10 protein-coding genes and 3 tRNA genes are annotated in these 12,687 nt (G+C 57.2%); 5 read left to right on the plus strand and 8 right to left on the minus strand.

From position 1 onward, the window contains the following. The 4 genes from J7416_RS05150 to J7416_RS05165 form a co-directional block, all read right to left on the minus strand. Positions 1–363, minus strand: a complete 363-nt coding sequence (locus tag J7416_RS05150; RefSeq protein ID WP_209223644.1) for a hypothetical protein — start codon at positions 361–363, stop codon at positions 1–3. Next, complete coding sequence (gene uvrA, locus J7416_RS05155; protein WP_209223645.1) at positions 360–3,218, minus strand: excinuclease ABC subunit UvrA; 2,859 nt, start codon at positions 3,216–3,218, stop codon at positions 360–362. The genes J7416_RS05150 and uvrA overlap by 4 nt, the downstream gene beginning before the upstream one ends. A 177-nt stretch (positions 3,219–3,395) precedes the next feature. Then, positions 3,396–3,472, minus strand: a tRNA-Asp gene (locus J7416_RS05160). Positions 3,473–3,518: 46 nt separating this feature from the next. Then, a tRNA-Asp gene (locus J7416_RS05165) sits at positions 3,519–3,595 on the minus strand. Between the two features lie 212 nt (positions 3,596–3,807). Here J7416_RS05165 and J7416_RS05170 point away from each other — a divergent pair. Beyond that, positions 3,808–3,882: transfer RNA gene (locus J7416_RS05170), tRNA-Val, on the plus strand. Positions 3,883–4,010: 128 nt separating this feature from the next. Beyond that, the gene (locus J7416_RS05175) at positions 4,011–5,597 is read left to right on the plus strand and encodes an APC family permease (RefSeq protein WP_209223646.1); all 1,587 of its coding nucleotides are present in this window, start codon (positions 4,011–4,013) and stop codon (positions 5,595–5,597) included. A gap of 48 nt (positions 5,598–5,645) precedes the next feature. On the opposite strand, the gene lon is transcribed toward J7416_RS05175, so the two are convergent. From lon to J7416_RS05190, 3 genes are all read right to left on the minus strand, one after another. Then, a complete protein-coding gene (gene lon, locus J7416_RS05180) occupies positions 5,646–8,054 on the minus strand; it encodes an endopeptidase La (protein WP_209223647.1) in 2,409 nt (802 codons plus the stop codon). A 211-nt stretch (positions 8,055–8,265) separates the two neighbouring features. Further along, positions 8,266–9,396, minus strand: a complete 1,131-nt coding sequence (gene tgt / locus J7416_RS05185) for a tRNA guanosine(34) transglycosylase Tgt (protein ID WP_209223648.1) — start codon at positions 9,394–9,396, stop codon at positions 8,266–8,268. 64 nt (positions 9,397–9,460) lie between these two features. Continuing rightward, positions 9,461–10,372 (minus strand): nucleoside hydrolase, encoded by a 912-nt coding sequence (locus tag J7416_RS05190; RefSeq protein WP_209223649.1) that lies wholly within the window; start codon positions 10,370–10,372, stop codon positions 9,461–9,463. Between the two features lie 176 nt (positions 10,373–10,548). Here J7416_RS05190 and J7416_RS05195 point away from each other — a divergent pair, with 176 nt between their 5' ends. The 3 genes from J7416_RS05195 (at position 10,549) to J7416_RS05205 (ending at position 12,176) form a co-directional block, all read left to right on the plus strand. Then, entirely contained in the window at positions 10,549–11,439 is an 891-nt protein-coding gene (locus tag J7416_RS05195; RefSeq protein ID WP_209223650.1) for an SPFH domain-containing protein, read from the plus strand. Beyond that, a complete protein-coding gene (locus J7416_RS05200) occupies positions 11,439–11,717 on the plus strand; it encodes a hypothetical protein (RefSeq protein ID WP_209223651.1) in 279 nt (92 codons plus the stop codon). The genes J7416_RS05195 and J7416_RS05200 overlap by 1 nt, the downstream gene beginning before the upstream one ends. A 96-nt stretch (positions 11,718–11,813) precedes the next feature. After that, positions 11,814–12,176 carry an SUF system Fe-S cluster assembly protein gene (locus J7416_RS05205; RefSeq protein WP_209223652.1) on the plus strand — a complete coding sequence of 121 codons (363 nt, stop codon included), beginning with the start codon at positions 11,814–11,816 and terminating at the stop codon, positions 12,174–12,176. 87 nt (positions 12,177–12,263) lie between these two features. Here the strand turns inward: J7416_RS05205 and J7416_RS05210 are convergent, their stop codons facing one another. Beyond that, on the minus strand, positions 12,264–12,572 hold the full coding sequence (locus J7416_RS05210) for a hypothetical protein (RefSeq protein WP_247744095.1): 309 nt from the start codon (positions 12,570–12,572) through the stop codon (positions 12,264–12,266). Positions 12,573–12,687 lie beyond the last annotated feature (115 nt).

Here is a 12,687-nt window from a genome sequence, read left to right on the forward strand (position 1 = left end):
TTATGGGCTGACTATGATTTTGGGCGGTTTTACATCGCCCGATACAAATCTGTCGCATCTGGCCAATGCGTTGGCGAGCTTTACAGAACCATCGTGATCGAAGGGTGTTGCGTGCCACTGTTTTATCAAGCTGTTAATATAAGCGTCGACCGGCTGCCTACCATTACCGGGATATGCTTCGACTCGCAGGCGTGAAGCGATCTCACGCAATCTGGAATCAAACTTTGGGTCGTCAGTTTCTATCACCGAAAACAGCGCACTGCATTCGCAGTGCAGTTGCGCCAACGAACAAACACCGGCGGCGGCGTAAGTTCCTGAAATAACAAAACCAGCCGCCAAGACTGTTCTGTGCGCGAACTTCACTCGGCCGCTACTTTTTTGCCTTCCAGCATCGGTTTGAGATACCGGCCGGTATGGCTGCGTTCGACCTCGGCCACCTCTTCGGGGGTTCCGGTCGCTACGATCTCACCCCCGCCGTCGCCGCCCTCGGGGCCGATGTCGATGATGTGGTCCGCCGTTTTGACGACGTCCAGATTGTGCTCGATCACGACAACCGTGTTCCCTTGGTCCACCAGTTCGTGCAGCACTTCCAACAACTTACGAACATCTTCGAAGTGCAGGCCGGTGGTCGGCTCATCCAGAATGTACAGCGTTCGACCGGTTGAACGTTTAGATAGTTCCTTCGACAACTTAACCCGCTGGGCCTCACCCCCGGACAGGGTTGTGGCTTGTTGACCGACCTTGATGTAACCCAACCCAACACGCGCCAGCGCGTCCATCTTGTCGCGGATCGAGGGAACGGCCTTAAAGAACTCCTGCGCGTCCTCCACTGTCATATCAAGCACATCGGCGATCGACTTGCCCTTGAACTTGATCTCCAGAGTTTCGCGATTGTACCGCGCTCCTTTGCAGGTTTCGCACGTCACATAGACGTCGGGCAGAAAGTGCATCTCGATCTTGATGACGCCGTCACCCTGACACGCCTCACACCGGCCACCCTTGACGTTAAAGCTGAACCGCCCCGGCTTATACCCGCGCGCTTTGGCCTCTGGCAGACCGGCGAACCAGTCGCGGATCGGAGTGAAGGCACCGGTGTAAGTCGCTGGATTCGAACGCGGAGTTCGCCCAATCGGTCGTTGGTCAATGTCAATGACCTTGTCAAGGTGCTCCAACCCTTTGATCGTCTCACAGGGCGCAGGCGTCTGTCGTGCGCCGTTCAGCCGCATCGAGGCCGTTTTGAACAATGTCTCAATCGTAAGGGTGGACTTACCACCGCCAGAGACACCCGTGACGCAAACAAACTTACCCAATGGGAACTCTGCGGTCACGTTCTTGAGGTTGTTCCCGGTCGCCTTGACAACGGTGACTTTCTTTTTGTTGCCCTTCCGGCGCTCTGCGGGAACCGAAATCTCTCGCGCGCCCGCGAGATACTGACCGGTCATCGAGGCCGCGTCCGACGCGATTTCCGCAGGCGTGCCCTTGCTGACCACCTGACCACCGTGCACACCAGCACCGGGGCCGATATCAAACACGTAGTCGGCTTCGCGAATGGCTTCCTCGTCGTGCTCGACCACGATCACGGTGTTCCCCTGATCCCGCAGGTTTTTCAGGGTCCCCAGCAATCGGTCGTTGTCACGCTGATGCAGGCCAATAGAGGGCTCGTCCAGAACGTACAGCACGCCGGTTAGACCCGACCCGATCTGGCTGGCCAGACGAATGCGCTGGCTTTCACCGCCGGACAGAGTGCCGCTTGAACGCGACAGCGTAAGGTACTCGAGACCCACGTTATTCAGGAAACCCAACCGCTCGCGGATTTCCTTGAGGATGGCACGGGCGATTTCGTTTTTCTGAACACTCAGATGGTTCGGCGCATCCTCGATCCAGGCCAGAGCCTCTCTGATCGACATCTGAACCACCTGCCCGACATGCAGACCCGCGATCTTGACGGCCAGAGCTTCGGGCCGCAAGCGATACCCTTCGCAGGTGCCGCAGGGCCGGTTGTTCTGATACCGTTCGAACTCTTCCCGGATCCACGCGCTGTCGGTCTCGCGATAGCGACGCTCCATATTGGGGATAACGCCCTCAAAGCTTCGGGTCACCTGATAGACCCGCCCGCCTTCGTCATAGCGGAACTGGATCTCTTCGTCGCCCGAGCCGCGCAGGAACACCTGCTGCACCTTGGCTGGCAGATCTTTCCACGGGGTGTTCTTGTCGAATTCGTAGTGTCGCGCAATCGCTTCGATGGTTTGCAGAAAGTATGGGGACTTGCCCTTGCGCCACGGCGCCAGTGCCCCATCGTACAGCTTGAGCGTCTGATCAGGCACCACAAGGCGTTCGTCAAAGAACAGCTCGACCCCTAGACCGTCGCAATCCGGGCAAGCGCCAAACGGTGCGTTGAACGAAAACAGGCGCGGCTCGATTTCGGGGATCGTGAACCCGCTGACCGGACAGGCAAAGTTTTCGCTGAACGTGATCCGTTCCGGGTCGCCTTCGCGGGGGGCGGTTTCCAGAATCGCGATGCCATCGGCCAGGTCCAAGGCCGTGCGCAGACTGTCGGCCAGCCGGGTCTCCATCCCTTCGCGTACGACCAGACGATCCACGACTACGTCGATATCGTGGCGGAATTTCTTGTCCAGCGTGGGCGGTTCGTCCAGTTCGTAGAACTCTCCGTCGACTTTCACACGCTGGAAACCCTGCTTGCGCAATTCCAGAAACTCTTTTTTGTACTCGCCCTTACGGTCGCGCACGATCGGAGCCAGAAGGTAACCGCGCGTCCCCTCCTCCATCGTCATGATGCGGTCGACCATGTCCTGAACCTGCTGGGCCTCAATCGGAAGGCCGGTGGCCGGACTGTAAGGCGTCCCTGCGCGGGCAAAGAGCAAACGCAGGTAGTCATAAATCTCGGTCACGGTGCCGACGGTCGAACGAGGGTTTTTCGAGGTTGTCTTCTGCTCGATCGAAATCGCCGGGGACAGACCGCTAATGTGGTCAACATCCGGCTTTTCCATCATGTCGAGGAACTGGCGCGCGTAGGCCGACAGGCTTTCGACATAACGGCGCTGGCCTTCGGCATAAACCGTGTCAAAGGCCAAGGACGACTTGCCAGACCCCGACAAACCGGTGATCACCACCAGCTGATCCCGCGGGATGTCTACATCGATCCCCTTGAGGTTATGCTCGCGCGCGCCGCGCACCTCGATATTCTTAAGCTCAGCCATTTTGGCCCCCAACACACAAGTGTCTTAGAAATAGGCGAGCCGGGCTGAGTCTCCAACAGAAAAGTTAGAACAAAGTGTGAACAATCGGTTTATTGCCGACACATCCTGACATCATGCGTTTCAAGGCATCGCTGCCCGTACAAAACTTAACCACATTGCCCTAAGCGAAGGAGAAAATGGCGCGGTTGACGGGGCTCGAACCCGCGACCCCCGGCGTGACAGGCCGGTACTCTAACCAACTGAGCTACAACCGCGCATCTATTTTCGTGATCCCTTAACCCGGATCCAGGCTGACAGCAGTGGCGCGGTTGACGGGGCTCGAACCCGCGACCCCCGGCGTGACAGGCCGGTACTCTAACCATCTGAGCTACAACCGCCCGCTGTTCGTTCATCGCTGAACGTTTGGGTGTATTATGGCTACGCCCCGACATCGTCAAGCGGCGTTTTGAAGTTTTTTCGAAGAAGCTGATTTTTTCCGAATTGGCCCCCTGCCCGCGACCGTGAAAAACCCGCTTGTGGAACCAACGACCCGATTTCGCACCCGACCATCTTGCCAAGCCTTCCGACTCGCTGTAACTGCACCGTCTACGGGTGATTAGCTCAGTGGTAGAGCGCTTCGTTCACATCGAAGATGTCAGGAGTTCAAATCTCTTATCACCCACCATCCTCTTATTGAGCCCTTGCGCCAGCTAAGCACTTGAATCGGCAAAGCTTGCCAGGTCGCGCATCTGTTGCGTATCGTCCTTCTGTCCGCCGTAACCTTCAGCGGCGCTGATCGGCGGGGTTAATGAAATGGCCAAACTGAAGCGGGACATTGGCCTTCTTGGCCTGACCTTCATCTCGGTTGGCGGAATCATCGGGTCTGGCTGGCTATTTGGTCCATTGCTTGCGGTTCAACACGCTGGGCCAGCCGCGATCCTGTCGTGGGTCATCGGTGCGACGGCCATGTTCGTTCTGGCGATAACCTTTGCCGAGATTTCGGCCATGTTGCCCATTCCCGGAGGCATCGCGCGCGTTCCGCAGTTCTCGCACGGCAATATCGTTTCCATGGCAATGGGATGGACCGCCTGGATTGGGTACAACACCACAGCCCCGATCGAGGTCGAGGCAATGCTGAAATATCTCGCGCCTTATGCGCCGTGGCTGCATGCCGCCGACACGGGTGACCTGACCGGCGCGGGTATCACGGTGGCCTTGTTCTTCATGCTGCTTTTCGTGGTGATCAATGCGCTGGGTGTGAAGTTCTTTGCGCAGGTCAATGCGACCCTCACCTGGGCCAAGATCGCTATCCCGATTGTGCTTTCGGTGCTTCTGATTGCCAGCCGTTTCGATACCGCGAACTTCACCTCACCGGACGGATTTGCGCCCTACGGCCTGCAAGGAATCATGGCAGCCGTTTCAACGGGCGGAGTCATCTTCTCCTTCATAGGCTTTCGCCACGTGGTCGACATGGCCGGAGAGGTCAAGAACCCCAAGATCGCCATCCCGGCCGCCTTGGTATTGTCCATTGTTTTGTGCGCGGCTATTTATATTGGTCTGCAAATCGCCTTTATCGGCGCTCTTGATCCGACGTTGATACAGAACGGTTGGGCAAACCTGTCCTTTGGTGGTCAGGGACCGCTGGACGGAGTGATCCTGTCCGTCGGGATCGTCTGGTTTCTGAGCGTGCTGAACGTCGGCTCGATCATTGGCCCGTTTGGGAATGGCCTTGTATCCACGGGATCAAACGCGCGGATCGCGCTTGCCCTGTCCAAAAATGGCTTTCTCCCCAAACGGCTGCAAGTGTTATCTTCGTTCGGGGTGCCGCTCTGGGCCTTGGCCCTGAACTACCTGATTGGCGTGCTGTTTCTTCTTACGGTGCCGTTCACCACGGTTATCGCCCTGAATGGCGCGGCCATCGTAATGTCCTTCGCGGTGGGTCCCATCGCGGTTGTGTGCTTGCGTCACCTGATGCCGGATCACCCAAGGTCGATCCGCATCCCGATGGTGAAAATCGTTGCCGTTTCGGCCTTCTCCATCGCAACCCTGATCGTTTATTGGAGCGGTTGGGATACGGTCTGGCGGCTCGGCATCGCACTTATCGTCGGCGGCGCTCTCTTGCTGGCCCGGTTCCGAAATCGCCTGGATGAGATGGACGTGACCGAGGCGCTTTGGCTGGTGCCCTATTTCGCCGGAATCGGCCTGATCTCGTATCTGGGTCAGTTCGGGGAAGGTGCGCAAAAACAAATCCTCTTCGGATGGGACATCGCGTTGTGCATCCTGTTTTCAGCTGTGATTTTCGGGCTCGCAGTACGCTCGGCCCTGTCGGTCGAAAAGTTCCAGAAATATATCGCAGAAGAGGAAATTCTGGACCCCAAACAGCCCGTCATCGGCCTGTAACAAAAAAAAGGCGGGGTCTCCCCCGCCTTTTTTGTGTGTTTGTCACACTTAGTGCGTTGTCGCCGCCGGACCTGCGCTGTCCGCAGTCTTTGCGGCGGCGGCCGCTGCCTCTTCTGCGGCCTCATCCCAGTCGATGGGCTCGGGCTCGCGGACCAGTGCTGCTTTCAGAACTTCGGACACGTGCTTGACCGGAACGATCTTCAGGCCTTCCTTCACATTGTCCGGGATTTCGGCCAGATCCTTTTCGTTCTCTTCCGGGATCAGAACGGTCTTGATACCACCGCGCAGCGCCGCCAGCAGTTTCTCTTTCAAACCACCGATCGGCATCGCATTGCCGCGCAACGAGACCTCGCCTGTCATGGCGATATCCTTGCGAACCGGAATACCGGTCAACACGGACACAATAGACGTCACCATGGCCAAGCCCGCTGACGGACCGTCTTTGGGCGTCGCCCCATCCGGTACGTGGACGTGAATATCCAGCTTGTCGAACTTAGGCGGCTTGACCCCGATCTGGGGCGAAATCGACCGCACATAGGACGAGGCCGCATCGATGGATTCCTTCATCACATCGCCCAGCTTACCGGTGGTCTTCATCCGACCCTTACCCGGCAATTTCAGCGCCTCAATGTGCAGCAGATCGCCACCAACGGAAGTGTAGGCCAGACCAGTGACCACACCGACCTGATCGTCCTGTTCAGCCAGACCATAGCGGTACTTTGGCACGCCCAGGAAGTCATCAAGGTTCTCCGGCGTCACGGTGATCTCGTCGGCTTCTTTCTTGACGATCTTGGTCAGCGATTTCCGGGCCACTTTTGCGATTTCACGTTCGAGGTTCCGCACACCCGCCTCGCGCGTGTAGGTGCGGATGATCTTCTGCAGCGCTTCATCGGTCAGCTCAAATTCCTTGGCCTTCAGACCGTGGTTTTTGATCTGCTTGCCGATCAGGTGCTGCTTGGCGATCTCGCTCTTTTCCTCTTCGGTGTAACCGGCCAGCGGGATGATCTCCATCCGGTCCAGCAGAGGCCCAGGCATGTTGTAGCTGTTGGACGTGGTCAGGAACATCACGTTGGACAGGTCATACTCGACCTCCAAATAGTGATCCATGAACGTGCTGTTCTGTTCCGGGTCCAACACTTCAAGCATCGCCGAGGCCGGATCGCCACGGAAGTCCTGACCCATCTTGTCGATCTCGTCGAGCAGGATGAGCGGGTTCGTGGTTTTTGCCTTTTTCAGCGCCTGGATGATCTTGCCAGGCATCGAACCGATATAGGTCCGGCGGTGACCGCGAATCTCGGATTCGTCGCGCACACCACCCAGCGAGATGCGAATGAACTCGCGCCCCGTGGCTTTGGCAACCGACTTACCCAGCGAGGTCTTACCCACACCCGGAGGGCCAACAAGGCACAGGATCGGGCCTTTCAGCTTTTTCGAACGCTGCTGAACGGCAAGATACTCAACGATCCGCTCTTTGACCTTTTCAAGGCCATAGTGATCGTCATCCAGAATCTCCTGCGCGCGTCCCAGATCCTTTTTGACGCGGGATTTGGTGCCCCACGGCAGAGCCAGAATCCAGTCCAGATAGTTGCGCACAACGGTGGCCTCAGCCGACATCGGGCTCATGTTGCGCAGCTTCTTCAGCTCGCCTTCGGCCTTTTCGCGCGCCTCTTTCGACAGCTTGGTCTCAGCGATCTTGGCTTCCAGCTCTGCGACTTCGTTGCTGCCGTCCTCGCCATCGCCCAACTCCTTCTGAATGGCCTTCATCTGCTCATTCAGATAGTACTCGCGCTGCGTCTTCTCCATCTGGGATTTGACGCGGGTCTTGATCTTTTTCTCGACCTGCAGAACCGACATTTCGCCCTGCATCAGGCCATAGACCTTTTCAAGCCGCTCGCTGACGCTGAGGGTTTCCAGCAGTTCCTGCTTTTGCTCGACCTCAATGCCCAAGTGACCCGACACCAGATCGGCCAGCTTGGCGGGTTCGGTGGTTTCGCCCACGGCGGTCAAGGCTTCTTCGGGGATGTTCTTGCGCACTTTTGCGTAACGCTCGAACTCATCCGCGACCGTGCGCTGCAGCGCTTCGGTCGTGGTGACATCGCCCGGAATTTCGGTCAGATACTCGGCACGGGCCTCAAAGAAATCTTCGTTTTCAAGGAATTCCGTGATTTGCACACGTGCCTGACCTTCGACCAGCACCTTCACGGTACCGTCCGGCAATTTCAGCAATTGCAACACATTGGCCAGCACGCCCGACCGATAGATGCCATCCACGGTGGGGTCATCATCACTCGGGTCGATCTGACTGGACAACAGAATCTGCTTGTCGTCCTGCATCACTTCTTCCAGTGCGCGGACGGATTTTTCCCGACCGACGAACAGCGGCACGATCATATGCGGGAAGACCACGATATCGCGCAGCGGCAGCACTGGGTATGAGGAGTTCAGGGGCTCTTGCATGCTCTATCCTTATCATTGGCAAGACGGCTCTGGTCCCTCATAGAGGCAACGCCCGGCCGTCTCCTGTCTTGGACGATAAAGGTGGGGCAGTATGTGCCCCATTTCAACCTCACCGCCATCTCTCGTGATGAGAATGACCCGAGGTGTTCGGGACTGCAAGGCGCCTGATGGACTAATCGGCGATTTTGGTCATCAAATCGCCAAACGCCCATCAAAGTGGCTCAATGTCCCCTTGCGCGCGTTGCGCGTGAAACTCGGCCTGCCAGGCGTCAAAAGTGCCTGCCGCAATCGCATCGCGCATGCCCTGCATGATCTCTTGGAAGTAATGCAGGTTGTGCCAGGTCAGCAACATGCCCGAGATCATCTCATTCGAACGGAACACATGGTGCAAGTACGCGCGGCAATAGTTCGAACACGCCGGACAGGTGCAGTGCTCGTCCAGCGGGCGTGGGTCATCAGCGTGGCGGGCGTTCTTGATGTTCACGACACCGTGACGCGTAAACACCTGCCCCGTGCGCCCCGAACGGGACGGCAGAACGCAATCCATCATGTCGATTCCACGCGCGACCGCCCCGACAATATCGTCCGGCTTGCCGACACCCATCAGATAGCGCGGCTTGTCCACCGGCAGCATGTCGGGGGCAAAGTCCAGAACATCGAACATCGCCTCCTGCCCCTCGCCAACGGCCAGACCGCCGACGGCATAGCCTTCGAAGCCAATCTCTTTCAGCGCCTCGGCCGATTCCTCCCGGAAGTCTTGCTCAAGACCGCCCTGTTGAATGCCGAACAGCGCGTGTCCGGGACGATCCCCAAAAGCATCCCGCGACCGCTGCGCCCACCGCATCGACAGGCGCATCGATTCAGCTATGCGATCCCGGTCCGCAGGCAGCGCCGGGCATTCATCGAAGCACATCACGATGTCCGACCCCAACAGGCGCTGAATCTCCATCGACCGCTCGGGCGTCAATTCGTGCCTTGACCCGTCGATATGAGATTTGAAGGTCACGCCCTTTTCGGTCAGTTTACGTAACCCGGCCAGCGACATAACCTGAAACCCGCCGGAATCCGTGAGGATCGGTCGCTCCCAATTCATGAACTTGTGCAGTCCACCCAAACGGTCGATCCGCTCGGCGGTCGGGCGCAGCATCAGATGGTACGTGTTGCCCAGCAAAATGTCCGCGCCCGTGGCCCGCACACTTTCCGGCATCATCGCTTTGACCGTGGCCGCCGTGCCGACCGGCATAAATGCAGGCGTGCGCACGTCACCGCGCGGAGTATGGATGACTCCGGTGCGGGCCTTGCCATCGGTGGCCTTCAGGTCAAAAGAGAAACGGTCTGTCATGTGAATGCCTCAGGGTCGCTGAACCGGGCAGCAATTGCCTGATCTTCGCTGCTATTGCAAGCCGTCAGGGCAGTGTCGCGACACGCTCGGTGAACAACTCGACAACCCCTGCCCCGTCCACGTCCCGGCACACACGAACAGATGGTCTGTCGCCATCAGGTACAGTGGCCCCTGCTTGTGGTCCGTCTGAGACGACGCGAATACCGGTTTCCACCATCTCGAACATGGGCGCATGCGTGCAGGCGATCACAGCGGTTGAGTCATGCAAACCACAGCCTTCCAACCCGCCGATGTCCTTGTAGAACTTCAGATAAAACCTTGAGATGTCCCGCAGGAACCCGCCCATTTCGACCGAGCGTTCGGCCAATGCTTCGAAATCCGCAGTTTCGTAGAGCGTCTTCAAGGTTACATCCAGTCCCACCAGAACCGTATCGGGCGGAGACGCAAAGACCGCATCCGCCGCCTTTGCATCATGATAGATATTGGCCTCTGCGTGTTCGGTGATGTTGCCCGGGCAAAAGACCGCCCCGCCCATAATAACCAACCGGTTGAGGTTGCTGGCGAACTCGGGGTCCAGTCGCATTGCATCAGCAATGTTTGTCAACGGGCCAACGGCGCACACGACCAATTCGCCCCTATGCGCCCGCGCCTGATCCACCAGGTATTCCGCCGCCGCCAAAGGGTGGTTCGATCCGACCTGCGGAATCTCGGTGATGTCGCCAAACCCTTCCGGGCCGTGCACATGTTCCGACGGCGCATGACCTTCGGCGCCCCAGGGAAACGGGGCACCTTCAGCAACCGGCGCTTGCAAACCCAGTTTATCCAACAAGAACCGCGCATTACGGCTGGATTGGTGGACATGTGTATTCCCAAAAATGGTGGTCAACCCGATCAGGTCAATATCGGGGGCTGCCGCGGCATAGGCGATGGCCATCGCGTCGTCGATGCCGGGATCCGTGTCAATAATCAGTTTCATCCCCGCCCGATAGCGCAATCGGCGGCCGGATGCAAAGCAGCCACATTTGCAAATTTCCGTTCGGAAAACATGGTTTCATCGATTTGCATCCGCATCCATTCCCGCCATACCTGAGTTGAAATTTGGCCAAACAATCCCCAAGTGTATACCATAGTACACAAAAACAGAGGACAGTTATGACAGAAGACCAGATCATTGGATTGCTGACATCAAATATCATTTACGTGCTCGCCGCGGTTTTGGTTGTCGTCGTGATCTTCAAAGGCATCAAGATCGTGCCACAGTCTGAAAAATACGTGGTTGAACGCTTTGGCCGCCTGCATTCGGTCCTTGGCCCAGGAATCAATTTTATCGTCCCTTTTCTGGATGTTGCACGCCACAAGATATCCATTTTGGAGCGTCAGCTGCCCAATGCGACACAAGACGCGATCACCAAGGACAACGTTCTGGTGCAAATCGATACATCGGTTTTCTACCGCATTCTTGAACCTGAAAAAACTGTGTACCGTATCCGCGACGTCGATGGCGCGATTGCAACAACCGTAGCAGGTATTGTGCGGGCGGAGATCGGTAAAATGGACCTCGACGAGGTTCAATCCAACCGGGCGCAACTGATTGCGCGCATCCAGGAAAGCGTCGAAACGGCTGTTGACGACTGGGGCATCGAAGTGACGCGCGCTGAAATTCTGGACGTGAATCTGGATCAGGCCACCCGCGATGCGATGCTTCAGCAGTTGAACGCCGAACGTGCGCGCCGTGCGCAGGTGACCGAAGCCGAGGGTCAGAAACGCGCCGTCGAACTGAGCGCTGATGCTGAACTCTATGCCGCGGAACAAACGGCCAAGGCGCGCCGTATCCAAGCAGAGGCCGAAGCCTATGCAACCGGTGTGGTCGCCAAAGCCATTCAAGACAATGGGATCGAGGCCGCGCAATATCAGGTCGCCTTGAAACAGGTCGAAGCTCTGAACGCGCTGGGTAACGGCACTGGTTCGCAGACGATCGTGGTGCCCGCTAACGCCTTGGAAGCTTTTGGCGATGCCTTTAAGATGCTGAAAGGAGCAAAGTAATGACGGATCCCTTCTGGCTGACATGGTGGATTTGGCTGGCCGGAGCTCTGGCTCTGGGCATACTCGAGATCGTGCTGCCGGGGTTCATATTTCTTGGCTTTGCGATTGGCGCGGCCGTTACGGGGCTTTTGCTTGTAATTCCGGGCTTTGCACCAAGCCTTCCCGTGCTTCTGTTGATCTTTGCCGTTCTGTCGCTTGTGGCCTGGTTGATCCTGCGGCGCATGTTCGCCCTGCCCCATGGTCAGGTGAAAACCTTCAACCACGACATCAACGAATGATCTAAGAGACGCAGCGTCCGTTGGTACCACGGCACCACTGGACGCTGCCCTATGCTTTCCCTATATATTTGCTCAGGTAACAGCCCCGAGGCATGAATGACGCACCCAAGTGAACAGTTTGAAGGAACGCCTTTGATTGCACCTTCAACCATCGATCATCCACTATACGAGCCCGTGGTCGAGGCTTGCCGGACCGTCTTTGACCCCGAGATTCCCGTGAATATCTATGACTTGGGTCTGATCTACACGATCGACATCACCAAAGAAAACGAAGTGAAGGTGATCATGACCCTTACTGCGCCGGGCTGTCCGGTTGCGGGCGAGATGCCCGGCTGGATCGTCGAGGCCATCGAACCCGTCGCTGGCGTCAAAGAGGTTGATGTCGAACTGACGTGGGAACCCCCTTGGGGTATGGAGATGATGTCGGACGAAGCCCGCCTTGAACTTGGGTTCATGTAACGTAAGTTTAGGATTGCTTCCTAAGATATTGAATAAAAAGGCCGCTCCACTTTTGGGCGGCCTGTTCTTTTGGGAAAGGTGCATACGCTATTCCACGTTGCAGGTTTCTTTGATCTCGGCCGCGCGTTCGTCCAGCGCTTTGACGTAATCGCCGTTCAGCATGCTAAGCCGCTTCTTTTCCGTCCCGGTCACCAGTCCAAGCAACGCCCCCGCTGGCGTGACTGCAATGATGCTTTCGGCTTGCTGATCCTGGGCGTGTTTCTTTTCGGACGCGATGGCCCGAAGATCGCCCTCTGCCGTCGCGCAGTTCACCGGATGCCGCTTTTCATCAGCGGCCGAAGCCACACCTGCGCTTAAAAGAACCGCGCAAGCGGTTTTCAATGTTAGCTTTTTCAACAATAACTGCCCGTGCCTGGTCATGTTCAAATACCCTTTTTCCGAAGTTCGGTGATCCTGCAATCAGGCTAAGGCGAAGGACGTATTTGACGCAAGTTTACTTTCGCCTAACCCC

The sequence above is a fragment of the Ruegeria sp. R14_0 genome (genome assembly GCF_017743975.1).
Lineage (GTDB): Bacteria > Pseudomonadota > Alphaproteobacteria > Rhodobacterales > Rhodobacteraceae > Ruegeria.